This is a genomic window from Acinetobacter amyesii, from assembly GCF_023499985.1.
GTDB classification, from domain to species: domain Bacteria; phylum Pseudomonadota; class Gammaproteobacteria; order Pseudomonadales; family Moraxellaceae; genus Acinetobacter; species Acinetobacter amyesii.
Map to the genome: position 1 here is coordinate 43,258 of NZ_JAMCOU010000031.1, position 16,738 is coordinate 59,995.

The 16,738-nt window shown below is 41.5% G+C and carries 15 protein-coding genes; 12 read left to right on the forward strand and 3 right to left on the reverse strand.

Features of this window, described 5'->3' with window-relative positions; genetic code table 11:
* Window positions 1-364 precede the first annotated feature (364 nt).
* Window positions 365-1,270, reverse strand: coding sequence for a DNA-binding transcriptional regulator HcaR (hcaR, locus tag M5F03_RS08845; RefSeq protein ID WP_078192775.1), 906 nt, complete (start codon window positions 1,268-1,270; stop codon window positions 365-367).
* Between the two features lie 278 nt (window positions 1,271-1,548).
* Between hcaR and hcaE the strand changes: the two genes are divergently transcribed.
* From hcaE to M5F03_RS08890, 9 genes are all read left to right on the forward strand, one after another.
* Complete coding sequence (gene hcaE / locus M5F03_RS08850; protein WP_078192774.1) at window positions 1,549-2,916, forward strand: 3-phenylpropionate/cinnamic acid dioxygenase subunit alpha; 1,368 nt, start codon at window positions 1,549-1,551, stop codon at window positions 2,914-2,916.
* Window positions 2,913-3,431, forward strand: coding sequence for a 3-phenylpropionate/cinnamic acid dioxygenase subunit beta (gene hcaF, locus M5F03_RS08855; RefSeq protein WP_078192773.1), 519 nt, complete (start codon window positions 2,913-2,915; stop codon window positions 3,429-3,431). Before hcaE ends, hcaF begins: the two co-directional genes overlap by 4 nt.
* The gene (gene hcaC, locus M5F03_RS08860) at window positions 3,431-3,757 is read left to right on the forward strand and encodes a 3-phenylpropionate/cinnamic acid dioxygenase ferredoxin subunit (RefSeq protein ID WP_067763933.1); all 327 of its coding nucleotides are present in this window, start codon (window positions 3,431-3,433) and stop codon (window positions 3,755-3,757) included. The genes hcaF and hcaC overlap by 1 nt, the downstream gene beginning before the upstream one ends.
* Before the next feature lie 2 nt (window positions 3,758-3,759).
* Window positions 3,760-4,578 carry a 3-phenylpropionate-dihydrodiol/cinnamic acid-dihydrodiol dehydrogenase gene (gene hcaB, locus M5F03_RS08865; protein WP_078192772.1) on the forward strand — a complete coding sequence of 273 codons (819 nt, stop codon included), beginning with the start codon at window positions 3,760-3,762 and terminating at the stop codon, window positions 4,576-4,578.
* A 65-nt stretch (window positions 4,579-4,643) separates the two neighbouring features.
* Complete coding sequence (locus tag M5F03_RS08870; RefSeq protein ID WP_180007135.1) at window positions 4,644-5,606, forward strand: 3-carboxyethylcatechol 2,3-dioxygenase; 963 nt, start codon at window positions 4,644-4,646, stop codon at window positions 5,604-5,606.
* Window positions 5,607-5,617: 11 nt separating this feature from the next.
* Window positions 5,618-6,853, forward strand: a complete 1,236-nt coding sequence (gene hcaD, locus M5F03_RS08875; RefSeq protein WP_180024487.1) for a 3-phenylpropionate/cinnamic acid dioxygenase ferredoxin--NAD(+) reductase subunit — start codon at window positions 5,618-5,620, stop codon at window positions 6,851-6,853.
* Window positions 6,854-7,288: 435 nt separating this feature from the next.
* On the forward strand, window positions 7,289-8,191 hold the full coding sequence (locus tag M5F03_RS08880) for a DMT family transporter (RefSeq protein ID WP_168377924.1): 903 nt from the start codon (window positions 7,289-7,291) through the stop codon (window positions 8,189-8,191).
* A 231-nt stretch (window positions 8,192-8,422) separates the two neighbouring features.
* Complete coding sequence (locus M5F03_RS08885) at window positions 8,423-9,364, forward strand: cation diffusion facilitator family transporter (protein WP_078192768.1); 942 nt, start codon at window positions 8,423-8,425, stop codon at window positions 9,362-9,364.
* Between the two features lie 60 nt (window positions 9,365-9,424).
* Entirely contained in the window at window positions 9,425-10,480 is a 1,056-nt protein-coding gene (locus M5F03_RS08890; RefSeq protein WP_078192767.1) for an MBL fold metallo-hydrolase, read from the forward strand.
* A gap of 82 nt (window positions 10,481-10,562) precedes the next feature.
* On the opposite strand, the gene M5F03_RS08895 is transcribed toward M5F03_RS08890, so the two are convergent.
* Window positions 10,563-12,083 (reverse strand): catalase, encoded by a 1,521-nt coding sequence (locus tag M5F03_RS08895; protein ID WP_111884100.1) that lies wholly within the window; start codon window positions 12,081-12,083, stop codon window positions 10,563-10,565.
* Between the two features lie 1,040 nt (window positions 12,084-13,123).
* On the opposite strand from M5F03_RS08895, the gene M5F03_RS08900 reads away from it, so the two are divergent.
* Window positions 13,124-13,402, forward strand: coding sequence for a hypothetical protein (locus M5F03_RS08900; protein ID WP_249708064.1), 279 nt, complete (start codon window positions 13,124-13,126; stop codon window positions 13,400-13,402).
* 594 nt (window positions 13,403-13,996) lie between these two features.
* Here the strand turns inward: M5F03_RS08900 and M5F03_RS08905 are convergent.
* Window positions 13,997-14,605: a TetR/AcrR family transcriptional regulator gene (locus M5F03_RS08905; RefSeq protein WP_111884098.1), complete on the reverse strand. Its 609-nt coding sequence runs from the start codon at window positions 14,603-14,605 to the stop codon at window positions 13,997-13,999.
* Window positions 14,606-14,696: 91 nt separating this feature from the next.
* Between M5F03_RS08905 and M5F03_RS08910 the strand changes: the two genes are divergently transcribed.
* Entirely contained in the window at window positions 14,697-16,358 is a 1,662-nt protein-coding gene (locus tag M5F03_RS08910; RefSeq protein ID WP_249708073.1) for an acyl-CoA dehydrogenase family protein, read from the forward strand.
* A gap of 193 nt (window positions 16,359-16,551) precedes the next feature.
* Complete coding sequence (locus M5F03_RS08915; RefSeq protein ID WP_180024481.1) at window positions 16,552-16,737, forward strand: DUF7230 family protein; 186 nt, start codon at window positions 16,552-16,554, stop codon at window positions 16,735-16,737.
* Window position 16,738: the final 1 nt, after the last annotated feature.

The following is a 16,738-nucleotide window of genomic DNA, read 5'->3' on the forward strand; positions in this document are numbered from 1 at the left end:
CCATCCTTTTTTTTATATAAATCTTTTGACAGAAATACTTTAAATGAGTATTATTCTCATTAAAAGGTCGACAGTGTACGGCCTAAATCAGTAAAAAGGCATAAAATAAGCTCATCTAAATGGTTGGGGAAGGGGAATTATTTATTAGACTTAAGTTGTAAATCGGCTATTCTTAGCAATTTTTATCAATATCTAAACTAAAATTTATAAGTTATTTTCCATCAAGTCGATATGCATGATAGATAAAATGCGTCGATTAAAAAATTTAAACGATTAAAAAAGCGACTTTTTAGCCATAAAAAAAGCACCATTATTTATTTCAAAAATAATGGTGCTATATCTATAAATTATGACTTGGCGAAAATTAACGCTGTTCGCGATTGATATCGAGATAAAAAACTTTGGTTAGCAGTTCAAGGAATTTATCTACAGCCACAGAACTCGCCGTTTTTCGGTAACTTACGTACAGGTCTAGATACGGTAATTCGACATCTAAAGGACGAATGACAGTATTGTTCATGGTCAATGGCGCGATGTATCCCGGTAGGATCGTGCAGCCTAAACCCATGCCGATGGAGTTAATGTTAAACAGGATATTGTCGGCTTTTTGCACGATATTAAATTGAACGCCATGGTTAGAAGCAAAGTCTAAAATGGCTTCATGCAATGTGCCTGATTGTTCGCGTGCAGGAATGATAAAATCAATACCATTCAATGCTTTAACTGGAATACGTTCGTACTTCGCTAAAGGGTGATCTTTGGGTAAAATAAAGATCAATGGTTCACGTAGTACAAACTGACTTTCAATTTCGTCGCTATGAAAGTTATTGCGAGTAAAAGTGATATCTAGTTCACCTTTTTGCAGCAATTTCATCTGATCGCGATTATTTAAACTAAGTAATTCAATTTTGAGTTCTGGGTTTTGAACACGCAGATTTGGCAAGACGTATGGGAAGATTTTCATCTCTGCGACAGGCACAAAACCAATGCGCAGCATCTGTTGTTTGGCTTGTGAAACCTGACGTGCCATCGCTACGGCCTTGTCTGCTTGAGCTAGTGTCAAACGTGCTTGTTCTAGAAATACGGCACCTTCTTCTGTGAGCTCAACTTTGCGTTTAGTCCGGTGCAACAATTTTACGCCGACATCTTCTTCAAGATCTTTAATTTGTTGGCTTAAAGAAGGTTGAGCAGTATAAAGTTTTAACGCAGCTTTACTGAAATTGAGTTCTTCAGCAACAGTAATGAAGTAGCGTAAGTGTCGTAATTCCATATAATCAACCCGTGGAGTAATCCAAAAAATGTCTTACTTAGAAGTTCGTTCAGTATAATCTATAAACAACTATTGCGTGAGGATTATTTTGCCATTCACGAAATAAATGGTGTTCTCGGTAATTTAAAAAAAATACTATAAAAAAAATCTACCGTAATAATCCATAAAATCTCTTAATTAAAACAAAATAAATATTTCCCGAATATCGCTCTAAAATCCATCATCGTTGAAAAGTTGAGTCTATTACTTTGTGCCTTATGGTCACAGGAGAGCTTTTCATGAGTGGAAAAATTGATGTGCGCGAAATCGATGCTTTAGTCGATGCACAAAATGGACGTATCACGCCATCTATCTATACAGATCCAGACATCTACGAACTTGAATTAGAACGTGTGTTCGGTCGTACATGGTTATTCCTATGCCATGAGAGCCAAATTCCTAAAGCTGGCGATTTCTTCAATACTTATATGGGTGAAGATCCAATCATCGTGGCACGTCAAAAAGATGGCTCAATCAAAGCATTCTTAAACCAATGTCGTCACCGCTCTATGCGTGTGAGCTTCGCGGACTGTGGTAATACACGTGCGTTCACTTGCCCATACCACGGCTGGTCATACGGTATTGACGGTTCTCTAAAAGATATCCCGCTTGAAGATCGTGCTTACCCACATGGTGCATGTAAAGAGCAATGGGGTCTGGTAGAAGTTAACCGCGTTAAATCATACAAAGGCTTAGTATTCGGCTGCTGGGATGAAACAACTCCAGATCTAGAAGAATACATGGGCGATATCGCTTGGTACCTGGACGGCGTTGTAGACCGTCGTGAAGGTGGTACTGTGATCGTTGGTGGTGTACACAAATGGGAAATCGACTGTAACTGGAAATTTGCAGCTGAACAGTTCGCTTCTGACCAATACCACGCGTTGTTCTCTCATGCATCTGCGATTCAGGTGCTTGGTGCTAAACCAGATGATGAATCTTCTAAGAAATTAGGTGCTGCACAAACTGCCCGTCCAGTTTGGGAAACTGCGAAAGACGCGATCCAATACGGTTCACGTGGTCACGGTTCAGGCTTCTTCTTCACTGAGAAACCAGACGCAAACGTATGGGTGGATGGTGAAGTAGCAAACTACTTCCGTGAAACGTATGAAGAAGTGAAAGAACGCCTAGGGGAAACTCGTGCACTGCGTCTTGCTGGTCACAACACCATGTTCCCAACACTATCTTGGTTGAACGGTACTGCAACGCTTCGTGTATGGCACCCACGTGGTCCAAACAAGACTGAAGTATGGGCATTCTGTATCTGTGATGCGGACGCGCCAGAAGATGTACAAGCAGCATTTGAACGTTCTGCAACACGTGCCTTCGGTCCTGCTGGTTTTCTAGAGCAAGATGACTCTGAAAACTGGATCGAAATCCAAAAAGTATTACGTGGTTATAAAGCACGTCAAAACAAACTCATTATGGAAATGGGTAAAGGCAACGAGAAAGTACGTGAAGATGGTATCCCGGGTATCACTAACTATATTTTCTCTGAGACTGCAGCACGTGGTATGTACCGCCGTTGGGCAGATTTATTGATTCATGAAAAATGGGAAGACGTTGAAGCTGCGGCTGACGAATATGAGAAGGAGCTTATGAAATGAGTCAAATCAGTTTAGAACTTCATCACCAAATTAGTCAGTTCCTCTATCGTGAAGCAAAATTGCTTGACGACTGGAAATTCCGCGAATGGTTAGACGTATTGGCAGAAGATATTTCTTATACCTTGCGTACTACACCGAACGCTCAAACTCGTGACCGTCGCCGTTCGATCGAGCCACCTACAACTTGGGTATTTAACGATACCAAAGATTTGTTGGAACGCCGTGTTGCCCGTCTTGAGACAGGTATGGCATGGGCCGAAGAACCTCCTTCACGTACAACACACATGGTTTCAAATGTAATTGTTGAAGCGACTGAAGTTGAAGGCGAATACGACGTTTACGTAACGTACTTGTTGTACCGTACTCAGAAAGAGAAAGATGTAACAATCTACTGTGGTAAGCGTCACGACAAGATCCGCAAAGTCGACACTGAGCAAGGTTTCGAAATCTTCAACCGTAAGATTACCCTTGATCAGGTGACTTACAACTCACATAACCTGAGCGTGTTCTTCTAATGAATAAGATTTTTGTTTGCCAAGTTGACGAATTAGACGAAGGCGAAGCATTGAAAGTAGATTGCGGCGTTAACGGTATCGATGCGCTTGCAGTATTCAACAACAATGGCGAATTTTTCGCGATGAACGACCGTTGTTCACATGGTAATGCTTCAATGTCTGAAGGTTACCTAGAAGATGATGGCACTGTTGAATGTCCACTTCATTCGGCTCGATTCTGTTTGAAAACTGGTCAAGCATTATGCTTACCAGCAACAGATCCTATCAAAACATTCCCTGTGATTGTTGAAGATGGTGCTTTATACGTAGAGATGGCAGGAGAGTAATCATGGGTTGGCTACAAGGCGAAGTTGCACTTATTACCGGTGGTGGTTCAGGCTTAGGCTGGGCATTGGTTGAACGTTTCTTAGAAGAAGGTGCACAAGTTGCTGTTCTTCAACGTTCTCAATCGAAAGTTGATGCATTGAAAGAACATTTTGGTGACCGCGTGCTTGCGATCGCAGGAGATGTAGCCAGCTATGAGGATAATGTTCGTGCAGTTCAAGCAACTGTAGAACATTATGGCAAACTTGACTGTTTCGTTGGAAACGCAGGTATCTGGGATCATTACGCAGATATCGTCAATACATCGGGTGAACAGCTGGAAAAAGCTTTTGATGAGATTATGGGTATTAACACCAAATCTCTCATCTTAGGTGCCAAAGCTGCACTTGATGCATTGATAGCTTCGGAAGGTTCTATCATATTTACTTTGTCTAACTCAGCACTGTATTCGGCAGGCGGAGGCCCTGTATACACAGCGTCTAAGCATGCTGGCGTTGGGATTATGAAAGAATTAGCCTATGAGCTTGCGCCTAAAGTACGAGTGAACGCTGTTGCTCCGTCGGGTATGAATGTAAACATCAAAGGTGCTGCTTCTTTAGGCCAAGAAAACCTCGGTCTACTCGATGCACGTGATCCTGAGAAGATTGCACGCGGCATGCCGCTCAATTTCTTACCCGAACCTGAAGATATGACTGGTTCATACGTGTTATTGGCTTCTCGTCAAAACAACCGCCCATTAACTGGTGTTTTAATTAATGCTGAATGTGGTCTGGGTATCCGTGGTTTACGTCAACCACGTGCTGGCTTCTTTGACGAGATTTAATTCGCCAAATACGTAAAGGACTTACTCGGCAGCCGTCTTGGCTGCCTTCCGTTTAGGAGTCACCCATGGCCGTTAAACTTATTTGTGCATCGCACAGTCCCCTAATGGAATTCGCTTCTCCGCAAGAGAAATACAAAGAGGAAAAAGTTCGCGAAACTTTTGCCAAACTTGCTAAAGAAGTTGAAGACTATAATCCAACATTGATCATTACTTTTGGTCCAGACCATTTCAATGGTTTCTTCTATGACCTCATGCCATCTTTCTGCGTCGGTATTCGTGCCAAAGCAGCAGGTGATTGGGATTATGGTAAAGACAATGACCACATCAATGTGCCTGAAGAAACAGCAATCAGTCTGGTTCGTCGCGTATTGGATGAAGGTGTCGATGTTGCATACTCTTATCGTATGCAGGCAGACCACGGTGTGACTCAACCATTACATTTCCTTTGTGGTGGCAAGCTTGATCGTTATCCAACGATTCCAATTTTTATCAATGGTGCAGCTGCACCGATGCCAACAACCAAGCGTACAGTCGCTTTGGGTCGTGCAGTCGGTCAGTTCATTAAATCATTGAACTTAGAGAATGAACGTGTACTTGTTTTGGGTACAGGTGGTTTGTCTCATGATCCACCAACGCCGCAAATGGGTTCAGTTCCACCAGAAGTGGAAGAGTTCCTGATTGCAGGTCGTAATCCAACTGAAGAGGCACGTAATACACGTCAAGGCAAAATTATTGCTGTCGGTCAAAAACTCGCAGCGGGTGATACTTCTGTCGCAGTGCCTTTAAACCCAGAATGGGATCGTGCATTGCTTGATACTTTCGCCAAAGCTGACTTTGCTGCCATTGAAGCGATGACTGAAGCTGAAATTCGTGTTGAAGGCGGTCGTGGCGGTCAAGAAGTTCGTTCTTGGATGGCTGCTTTTGCTGCACTACATGAAGTGGGCGAATACGACATGACAACACATTGCTACGAAGATATTAGTGAGTGGATTGCGGGCTTCGGCATCGTATCTGCAGAATTGAAATAAGGAACAAACCCATGAGCCAAAATGGTATCGAAACCATCGTTATTGTTGGAGCTGGTCAAGCTGGTGCTAGCGCCATTTTAGAACTCCGTGCGAACAAGTATGAAGGCAAAATCATTTTGGTGGGTGATGAAACACATCTTCCTTATGAACGTCCGCCTTTGTCTAAAGACGTAATTCTAAAACCTGAAGAGACCAAAATCGAAATTCTGTCAGAAGAAAAATTGGCAGAACTCGGTGTTGAACATATTCGTGGCAATGGCGTTGTGAAAATCCATAGCGATGCAAAAACAGTTGAACTGAAAAATGGCGAAATTGTTGCATTTGACAAGTTGCTTCTAGCAACCGGTGGTGCAGCACGCCGTTTACCGAATTTCGATGCTTTGGGTAAACACGTTTATACCTTACGTAACCTTGAAGATTCACAAGCATTGGTGCCTGTATTACAAGCGGGTCGCCGTATTGTATTGATCGGCGGTGGTGTGATTGGTCTTGAGCTTGCATCTTCAGCACGTTCTAAAGACTGTATCGTGACCGTGATTGAAATGGGTCCAATGGTGATGGGGCGTTCATCTCCACGCGTATTGAGCGAATTCTTATTGGCTCAACAACGTCTTGCAGGTGTAGATGTTCGTCTTTCGACTTCTATTGCTGACTGTAAGCTTGATGGTGAAGAAGTGGTGATCACGCTTGAAGGCGGTGAAGAACTTCGTGCCGATGCAGTGATCTATGGTATTGGCATTGTGCCAAATGCTCAACTTGCGGTTGATGCAGGTTTAGACGTTGATTTTGCTATTAAAGTGAATGATAACTGCCAAACTTCACATCCAGATATTTATGCAGCGGGTGATGTTGCGACTCAGCTTCGTGACTGTGGTAACCACCGTCGTGTCGAAACTTGGGAAAATGCCAATCTTCAAGCAGGTATCTTTGCTCGTCATGTAATGGGTGTTGAACATCCAACCCCAAATCCAGCGTGGTTCTGGACAGATCAATTGAATATCAACTATCAATTTGTGGGTGATATGGCTGCAAGCGAATGGATTGCACGTGGCGAAGTTAATCCTGAATTGGCGGCTGAGTCTTCATTTGTATTGTTTGGTGTAACTGACGGTGTCATTGTTGGTGGTATTACGGTGAATGCTGCAAAAGAGATGCGTCATTTGAAAAAATTGATTAGCAAGAATGCGGCGTTTGAAGCGGATAAATATTTAGATTTAAGCCAAGATTTACGTAAACTTGTAAAGTAAGCTGAATGTCTAAGAGGAGCAGACTTGCGGTAACGTAGGTCTGTTTTTTTATGTCTTTAGTTTTAGCGTCGCACTTATAAAGCTATTTTGTAGTCCATGTATATAGTTTTAGCTTATGTAGATCTATTCAACGGTTTTAATCCTCCCCAGCCCTCCTTTTTCAAAGGAGGGAGTAGTCTTTGTGAAGAATGGATTTCGTTTGGATGATTCCCCCTCTTTTTTTAAAGAGGGGTTAGGGGAGATTATTGATCGTTTGAAGAGAAGTCCTTATACCCCAAACGATCGGGTGGCATTCATAACTCCTCCAATTTAGTTGATAAAGGGGAGAACAATAATTGGTCTTAAACTTTATTAGTTAATGGTCTTACGAGTAGTTCCAGATCTGAATAGTGGGTTTCAGGTTAAGTCGTTAGAACAATCAAATTTGAGAATGAAATGAAATCTTCACTGCCGCTGACGGCAAGTATATATGCTCTTTTGGTACTGATTTGGGCGACGACGCCGCTCGCGATTGTGTGGAGTGTGCAGGAAATCCATCCGATGTGGGTGTTGATTATCCGTTACTTCGGCGCATCTATTATTGCGCTGTTTCTGTTGAAATTGATGCGTGATCCTTTGCCGTTTGATGAAACCTCATTAAAAAGTTATGTGGCAGGGAGTTTGAATTTGATTGGCGCACAGTTATTTATTTATCTCGCAGCCAATTATCTCACCTCTGGTTTAATGGCACTGATTTTTGGTTTTTCACCCTTAATTGCCGGTTTGATTGGGCATGTAATTTTAAAAACACATAAATTGGTCGCTTTGCAGTGGTTGGGCATGGCGGTTGCAGTGGGTGGTCTAACTTTTGTCTTTGCAGATTCTGCTGATAGCAAAGTCAATCCAATTGGCGTTGTACTGATGCTAATCAGTATGGTGTCGTATATTAGTTCGATTTTTTGGGTGAAGCAGATTAATGCACCGTTAAAGCCGATGTCACAGGCAACCGGTTCCCTGATTGTTTCTGCTTTAGGATCGATGCTCATTATTCCATTTATTTGGCAGCATTTTCCAACCGAATTGCCAAGCGGCCGTGCAATGATTGGATTTGTCTTTACCATGATCATGTCATCTATTGTGGCAATGCTGTGTTACTTCTGGCTTATAAGACGTTTGGCCGCATCAACGGTGTCACTCAGTAATGTGATGACACCTGTCATAGCATTGGTTTTGGGAGCGACGTTGAACAGTGAACATATTAGCTCCAATGCCTTTGTTGGAATCGTGGTCGTGATGTTTGGTATTGTGATGTACTTTTGGAAAGAGTGGCGCGAGCAATATTTTAATAAAGTACGTTGAACCGTGTACATCTAGAGAATTATACGGAAGCTGCGGCTTCCTTTTTTGTTCTATACCTTTTCGCTAAAGAGCGTGTTTCACATGGAACATGATGTCATTGTCGAAACAATCGACAGTTGGTGTAAAAACAACAAAATAACAAACAACAGCTACAGTCAGTTTGAGTACTATGGAATGAGCTATAAAATCAAATAGATCTGTTTGATAAAAATAAATTTAGGACAATTTTAAATGTCTGAATCTAACAAAATCGTGGTATATGCAGCGCTCTTCGGCAATTTAGCGATTGCACTGGTGAAGTTTGTCGCTGCCTATATCACGAATAGTTCGGCCATGTTGAGTGAAGCTATTCACTCTGTGGTTGATACTTTAAATGAAATCTTACTGCTCTACGGTATGAAAAAATCGCAGCAGCCAGCAAATGCACGCCATCCGTTTGGCTATGGGCGAGAGCTGTATTTTTGGGCTTTTATTGTGGCGTTGATGGTCTTTGCTTTGGGTGCGATCGTGTCGATTTATCAAGGGATTAGTCATATTTATCACCCCGAAGAAATGCAAAATCCGATGATTAACTATATCGTGTTAGGTATTGCGATTTTGTGTGAAGGGACCTCTTGGTTTGTGGCATTGAAAGCATTTCGTAAAATCAAAGGGAAACAGGGCTATTTTGAAGCATTTCGACGCAGTAAAGATCCGACGACATTTACCGTGTTATTTGAAGACTCAGCAGCGCTGATTGGTCTGTTTATTGCCCTGATCGGTATCTATTTATCACACGCGCTGAATATGCCAATGCTTGATGGTCTGGCATCAATTCTAATTGGGGTTGTACTCGCTATTTCAGCAATTTTACTTGCACGTGAGACTAAAGGATTGCTCATGGGAGAAACTGCTGATCCACAATTGAGGCATAATGTCTTGATGGTTGCAGAGCAAGATCCAGCAGTGCATTCTGCCAATGGGGTGTTAACAGAGCAGATGGGTGCACATCAAGTTTTGGCATCTTTGAGTCTTGAATTTAAAGATAATTTAACGTCAGATGATATAGAAGCTTGTGTCAACAGAATTGAAGCACAAATTAAACAGCTTCATCCTGAAATTGTGGCACTCTTTGTCAAGCCTCAATCTCGGAAGGTTTGGCTTGAGCGCATGAAAGGTCGTCTTGATCAATAGGTCTGCGAGGTTAAATACTTTGCAAGGTTTGTCAGCATAGTGAATGAATTTTAAATACACATGAATCAAAAAACTCAATCAGCACAGTTTCAAATCAGTACTAAAAGCTGTATGAAACATACGTGGACGAAGCCTGTATTTGATTATCTGGCAACTGACCATTTTAATGGGGAAAAATTCTTTAATACCCTTCGAAATCCCGATGCGTTTACGCGTAAAGATATGCTGAAATGGATCATGACGCGTAAAAGCGATACATGGAAAGTAGATCGTGAGCAAGAATACCAACAGTTTTTTGCTTCTTCGCGTAGCATTCCGCACAATCGGCCATTGGCTAAAATGGATGATTGGTTGGTTTGGTTTGTCGGACATGCGACGGTTTTGATTCAAATTGGGCCATATAATTTTTTGACCGATCCTGTATGGGCGGAGTATGCAGGCCCACGTCAAGGGACTGGACCACGACGTGCTTGTCCTGCAGGAATTGCCTTAGAAGAATTACCTACAATTCATGGGGTTTTACTGAGCCATAATCATTATGATCATATGGATTTAGCAACCTTGAATTGGTTACATGAACAATTTGCTATGCCGATTTATACTGGTTTAGGCAATGCTTATTATTTACCCACACATTTCAATGTCATTGAACTTGATTGGTGGCAATCGGAAATGTTTGAAGATTTGCGTATCGTTTATACGCCTGCACAGCATGGTTCAGGTCGTGGTTGGCGAGATCAAAATCATGCCTTATGGGGAGGTTTTTCCATCGTGCATAGTACAGGACATTTCTTCTTTGCTGGAGATACGGGCTATGCCGCACATTTCAAACAAATCCATACACGCTTAGGTGCACCCCGAGTAGCGTTATTACCGATTGGAGCTTATGAGCCACGTCGTTTAATGAAATATTTGCACATGAATCCCGAAGAAGCTTTTCAGGCGCATAAAGATTTACAGTCAAAATGTTCATTGGCAATGCATTATCGGACTTTTCAGTTGACTGATGAAGCTAGAGACCAACCTGAACATGACTTACATCATGCAATGCGAAAAACATCAAAGTTAATGAATCCATTTTTAACCATGCATGAAGGCAAAAAATTGATTGTTTAAGGATTAATTAGAAGTTAATTGGAATATTTAATGCCAAGAAAAAACCACCTTAAAAGGTGGTTTTTTTATTCAAAGATAAAACTTAAAGCAAGCCAGGATTACCTTGAGCTGGATCAGTTGCACGAGCAGCTTGCGCATCCGCTACAGTTAAGCCTAATGCTTTTGCAACACCTTCACCATAAGCTGGATCACATGCGTAACAGTTACGGATATGACGGTATTTGATGAAGTCGAGTGCATCGCCCATTGCGCCAGCAGTGTTATTAAACAATGCTTGTTTTTGTTCATCATTCATTAAGTTGAATAATGCACGTGGTTGACTGAAATAGTCGCTGTCATCTTCACGATAATCCCACAAGTCAGCATCACCAGTAATTTTCAATGGTGGTTCTTTGTATTGTGGTTGCTCTTGCCATTGGCTGAAGCTGTTTGGTTCATAATGCGGTGTTGCACCATAGTTACCATCCATACGGCCTTGACCATCACGACGGTTGGAATGAACAGGGCAACGTGGTGCATTTACAGGAATTTGGTAATGGTTTACACCTACGCGATAACGTGCAGCATCAGCATAGTTGAATAAACGCGCTTGCAGCATACGGTCAGGTGAGAAGCTAATGCCCGGCACCAAGTTACTTGGTGCAAAAGCGGCTTGTTCAACATCTTGGAAATAGTTTTCAGGGTTACGGTTGAGTTCGAATTCACCCACTTCAATCAACGGATAGTCGCCTTTAGGCCATACTTTGGTTAAATCAAATGGGTGATAAGGTACTTTTTCTGCATCAAGTTCAGGCATAATTTGAACGTACATTTTCCATTTTGGAAAATCGCCGCGTTCAATTGCATTGAACAGATCGGTTTGTGAGCTTTCACGGTCTTTGGCAATAATCGCTTCAGCTTCAGCATCGGTTAAGTTTTTAATGCCTTGTTGAGTGCGCATGTGGAATTTAACCCAGAAGCGTTCATTATTGGCATTAATAAAACTGAAAGTATGACTGCCAAAACCATGCATATGACGGTAACCATCTGGAATACCGCGGTCAGACATCACAATCGTAACTTGGTGTAGAGCTTCAGGTAGTAAAGTCCAAAAATCCCAGTTATTAGTTGCACTACGCTTATTGGTTTTAGGATCGCGTTTTACTGCTTTGTTTAAGTCAGGGAATTTACGAGCATCACGTAGGAAGAAGACAGGGGTGTTATTACCAACTAAATCCCAGTTACCTTCTTCAGTATAGAATTTAAGGGCAAAACCACGAATATCGCGTTCTGCATCTGCAGCACCACGCTCACCCGCTACGGTAGAGAAACGAGCAAAAAGTTCAGTTTTTTTGCCAACTTCTGAGAAAATTTTAGCGCGGGTATATTGGGTAATATCGTTAGTCACGGTAAACGTACCGAAAGCACCAGAACCTTTGGCATGCATACGACGCTCTGGAATTACTTCACGAACGAAATTACCGAGTTTTTCATTAAGCCATAGGTCTTGGGCAAGTAAAGGACCACGTGCACCTGCCGTCATACTGTTCTGGTTGTCTACAACAGGAGCACCAGCATCAGTTGTTAGGTGGGTGACAGGACATTTTTTAACGTCGTCGCTCATTGAGTATCTCCATTATTATAATCATGTATTAAAGTTGGGAGTTATAACATTTCAATTGATAACACGCTCAACAGCACATGACCTTAACCGTTTTGTTAATTCATTTTAAAGTGACAATGTGACAACAGTTTTTCTCTCATTCTAAAATTTTTCAAGCAGCAATCAATCGAAGATAAGTCATAAAACTGTAGCCGTTAAAAGCTTAAAAATCTTTATATACTTATTGACTCTAAAGCTTTCTGTGGCTTTTGACAAATGGAAAAATAGTTTTGAATAAATGGTTAATTCGATGAATCAAGTTATTGAATTTATATTATTTATTTATATATTTTGTTTTAATATTTTATCGATGAATTAAACTCAAATATATAGCTATGATAGGTAGAAGAGGACGAAATATCTAAATCCATATTTTTATTATGGATTTTGGCCTTAATATAGGTTTTCTTAGCTGATTCTAGTTAATGAAAGACATTTTTGAGCTATTAATATTGGAGAGTTTTTCAACATTAAAGACATTATTTAATACTTAAAATAAGCTAAAAATACAGCTGAAGAAATATTGGCAAGTGGTCTAAGTTGTTTTAGAAAATTGTAAATAAATTCTTTATGGGGTGATGGTTGGCACACCTATCTTTATTGTTGTCAGGTCAGGTGTTGTCACTCCAACTTGAATCGATTCCTGCATCATATCAACATACTAGGCAACCTTACGTGATCGCATATCGTAGTTGAGGGGGTTAATGGCGAACCCATTTTGACCTCGGGATATATTTTACGCCCAAAAGGATAAGCACTTAAACAAGACTGGACCGTATTGGCATGAGCACATGGCACGACTCGTGTGGCTGATACAAGTGCTCCTTCAAGTGATTATACAATGGGCCTGTATATAGTTTGCAACTAGTCATAGATGGTGCAATCGACAGTTGTTTGAGGCATGGCTATGTAGTGGTTGCAACAGATTATAAGGACTGGGTAAGCCAAAACTGCGCCCTCATATGAATGTAGTCAGTTAAGTTTATAATTTGGTGCATTCTGTGCGTGCATTGCATTCTTGGAAGCCGAGGCAATTTAGTAAAGACTGGATGGTGATGGGGCATAGTCAAGGTGGTGCAGCTGTGATTGCGGTTGCAGCTCAGGGACAAAAAGATGCGTTTGAATTAAATTTTAAAGCTGCAATACCCTTGGCACCGGGTGGTTATCAATATGAATGTATTGCTGAATACGTAGAAACCAATCCAAATCCAGATACCAATGTAGCGGCATTTTTCCCCAGCGTGTTGTTGGAAGCAGCCGAAGCAGATCGATCAATGTAGTTCAACAGGTTAGTCCAGATATGCAGTCTTTACTAAATCAGGCCCGTAAACGCTGTTTATCAGAAATAAAAAATTAGTTAAAACAAGCACCTCAGCCAATCTTTTAAAAAATTCAGACTTAAGGCCATCCCTAAGCTATTTAAAACGGCAGTCGATTGAATATAAGACCCTAACCGTAACACTGATGTTTGTTTAAGGCGCCGCAGACCATTTAGTCGATCACCTTGGTACTCAAAGTTATTACCAGAAAGTGTGCAAATAAAAATTGCCAGTAGTTATCAGGCGATCCCAAATGGCTATCCTCGGGGTGCATTAGGCCATAGTCCAAAATATACGGCTGAATTTTTAAAGAGCTTACAACTGGCCAGCATTGCAAAGGCGTATAAATGAGATAAGTAAGCTGGCAATAAAAGCTTAACTTCTAAAGCACTTTTATTGAAGGATGAACCAAGTGATGAATGATTTTCTTCTACCGAAAAATGAATTTCCTAAATATCTAAAATAACTGGTTTAAGAGCCGGTTTTTTTGTAAATAACATGACTTTATTTTATTCACTGATGCATTTGAAACGTCATTAGACTTGTCCGCGAAGTCTAATCGCGCAACATATGAATTATATCTCGCTTTAATTCATCCCATTCAGTAAAGTTGGGTACGATCAACAAGCTTTGCGACACAAAGCCATAACACACTCTTTGTATATTTAAAGCCATTGGCTTGAGCTTTTCCTCGTTATTTATAAAAGGCTTAAGCATGTGTTGCCACATTTGCACCATCATGACATAACTTTTACGGTAACTTTCAATATCTGAAATCCGCCGTTCCAATAAAAACACCTGTGACCATAAAAACTGCTGCGCTTGAATTTGCTCAATTTGAAAGTGGATGATTTGCTGTAAATACTCTTGAAAATCCAAATCTGTGGATAACTTCATCAGCGATTGTGCATAAGTTTTCATCTGTTCAGCATTGTGTTTCACATGTAAATGAATGGTCAGCGCAATCAAATCTTCCTTTTTAGAAAAATATTCATAGAAGGTGCCTAAACCGACACCAGCAAGGTCGGTAATTTCACGAATGGTAATTTTGTCGGCAGGGCGCTCATGCAAAAGCCGAACAAAACTTTCCTGCAATGCCTCTTGCGTGAGCTTTGCACGTGATTGACGCGGCTTACGCCGTATTTGAATGGCTGAATTCTTCATATTGTTAAGCGCTGAAAACCGAACGTCTATGCTTTAAATTTTCTCTATACTGAAATGAAAAGCCAACAGGAACAAGTGGAAAATATAGACGATGAATACATTAGAACTGCCATGGATGACGCATCAAATCAGCAACCAATTTGATGAACTAGAAAACTACAATCTATTTTCAAGCGATACGGTTTTACATGAAATCTTAAAACGCTGCAGCAGTCATGATCAGCCGACTTTATGCGAAATGGGCAAAGTGGCAGGTTCGAGTGAATACTTTAAGCATGGGGCTTTAGCCAACAAACATACCCCAATTTTACATGCCTTCGATGCGCGAGGCCGCCGTACTGACTTTATCGAGTTTCATCCTTCATGGCATAAATGGATGGGACTCAACCGCCAGTTTGATACCCATGCACATCCATTTAATCAGCCAAATTCCAAGGCAAAATGGGTGGAATGGGCAGCACGTTTTTATTTAGCAGGTCAGGTCGAGTGCGGCAATTTATGTCCAAATTCAATGACGCTCGGCAGTATTCCACTCATTCAGCGCGAACCTGAACTGTGGGCCAAAATTGGCGAGAAACTACTATCGACTGAATATGATGAACGCGATGTACCGATTGCGCAGAAAAAGTCGATTTGGCTCGGTATGGGCATGACCGAAAAGCAGGGCGGTTCAGATGTACGTGCTAATGAAACTATAGCTGTGCCTGTAGCAGAAACAGGACGAGGCAAAGCTTATTTACTCACGGGGCATAAATGGTTTTTCTCTGCACCGATGTGTGATGCGCATTTGGTGGTGGCAAAAACCGAACAAGATGGCTTGGCTTGTTTCTTTGTGCCGCGTTGGTTGGAAGATGGCACGAAGAATAATATTCAGGTGCAACGCCTAAAAGAAAAAGTCGGTAACCGCAGTAATTCAAGCTCGGAAGTCGAATTCAAAAATGCGTGGGGCATTATGATTGGTGAGGCAGGGCGTGGCATTCCAACCATTATTGAAATGGCGAATTATACCCGTCTGACCTGTTCGGTCGGTTCGAGCGCCATGCTGCGTCAAGCTTTGGTGCAATGCATTGCCTATACCCGTCAGCGTCAGGCTTTTGGTAAACATTTGATTGAACAACCCTTAATGCGTGCAGTTTTGGCAGATTTGGCTTTAGAGAGTGAAGCAGCGACGCAGCTCAGTTTCCATTTGGCGCAGTGCTATGAATCAGATGATGCCTTGTCTGTGGCATGGAAACGCATTATGACCCCAGCAGCTAAGTTTTGGATTTGTAAACGTGCAGTCGAACTAACTGGTGAGATGATGGAAGTTTTTGGCGGCAATGGCTATGTTGATAACGGCATCATGGCGCGCATTTTTAAAGAAGCACCTGTGAATACCATTTGGGAAGGTTCAGGCAATGTCATGTGTTTGGATGTACTGCGTGCGATTGGGCGTGATCCTGAGTCCATCGAAGTATTATTTAAAGATTTAGCCGCTACAGCAAATACAGATGCAACCCTGCAAACCGAGTTACAAGACTTGTTTAAATCATTTCATCAATCACCTGAAGATTTACAATTTATGGGGCGTAGCCTAGTCAGTCGCTTAACAGTTTTGGCACAAGCAGTTTTACTGAAACGCTATGCGCCTGACTATGTAGCGAATGGTTTTATTCAAAGCCGTTATAGCGCTAAACACGGGCAAGTGGTGGGGATGTTGGATGCCAAAATGGTCGATGTAGAGCGTTTGTTGGAACGGGCTTTCGCAAGTTAAATACAATGTATTTCCCTCTCTTAATGGGAGAGGGTTTTGGAGATGGGAATAATGTGGGAAAACAATTTTTTATGGACATGGGACTAACGACGCTGTATCAAAAAGCCATAGGAAAGTGCTTGAAAAAATCTAAAAATAGACCAATATATGCACTACAGCACGAGGGTGCTGTATAGGCAAAAGGTGAATGCAAATGGCAAAGAAAAAAGTCCTGCCAGAAGTTGAAGTTCGCAACTTCGTGGCAAAACACATGAATGATTTTAACAAAAGCCAAACTTTTGTAGATCGAAAGAAAAATGCAAAACGTGGCTATGCAAAGCACAAAAAAGGGGGATATTCGAATGATTATCTCCCTTTTTATTGGTCTGTATTTTTATAAT

Excerpts from the sequence above, each read along its gene's own strand:
- hcaR (WP_078192775.1), bottom strand. The coding sequence starts at position 1,270 with ATGGAATTACGACACTTACGCTACTTCATTACTGTTGCTGAAGAACTC.
- hcaE (WP_078192774.1), top strand. The coding sequence starts at position 1,549 with ATGAGTGGAAAAATTGATGTGCGCGAAATCGATGCTTTAGTCGATGCA.
- hcaF (WP_078192773.1), top strand. The coding sequence starts at position 2,913 with ATGAGTCAAATCAGTTTAGAACTTCATCACCAAATTAGTCAGTTCCTC.
- hcaC (WP_067763933.1), top strand. The coding sequence starts at position 3,431 with ATGAATAAGATTTTTGTTTGCCAAGTTGACGAATTAGACGAAGGCGAA.
- hcaB (WP_078192772.1), top strand. The coding sequence starts at position 3,760 with ATGGGTTGGCTACAAGGCGAAGTTGCACTTATTACCGGTGGTGGTTCA.
- M5F03_RS08870 (WP_180007135.1), top strand. The coding sequence starts at position 4,644 with ATGGCCGTTAAACTTATTTGTGCATCGCACAGTCCCCTAATGGAATTC.
- hcaD (WP_180024487.1), top strand. The coding sequence starts at position 5,618 with ATGAGCCAAAATGGTATCGAAACCATCGTTATTGTTGGAGCTGGTCAA.
- M5F03_RS08880 (WP_168377924.1), top strand. The coding sequence starts at position 7,289 with ATGAAATCTTCACTGCCGCTGACGGCAAGTATATATGCTCTTTTGGTA.
- M5F03_RS08885 (WP_078192768.1), top strand. The coding sequence starts at position 8,423 with ATGTCTGAATCTAACAAAATCGTGGTATATGCAGCGCTCTTCGGCAAT.
- M5F03_RS08890 (WP_078192767.1), top strand. The coding sequence starts at position 9,425 with ATGAATCAAAAAACTCAATCAGCACAGTTTCAAATCAGTACTAAAAGC.
- M5F03_RS08895 (WP_111884100.1), bottom strand. The coding sequence starts at position 12,083 with ATGAGCGACGACGTTAAAAAATGTCCTGTCACCCACCTAACAACTGAT.
- M5F03_RS08905 (WP_111884098.1), bottom strand. The coding sequence starts at position 14,605 with ATGAAGAATTCAGCCATTCAAATACGGCGTAAGCCGCGTCAATCACGT.
- M5F03_RS08910 (WP_249708073.1), top strand. The coding sequence starts at position 14,697 with ATGAATACATTAGAACTGCCATGGATGACGCATCAAATCAGCAACCAA.
- M5F03_RS08915 (WP_180024481.1), top strand. The coding sequence starts at position 16,552 with ATGGCAAAGAAAAAAGTCCTGCCAGAAGTTGAAGTTCGCAACTTCGTG.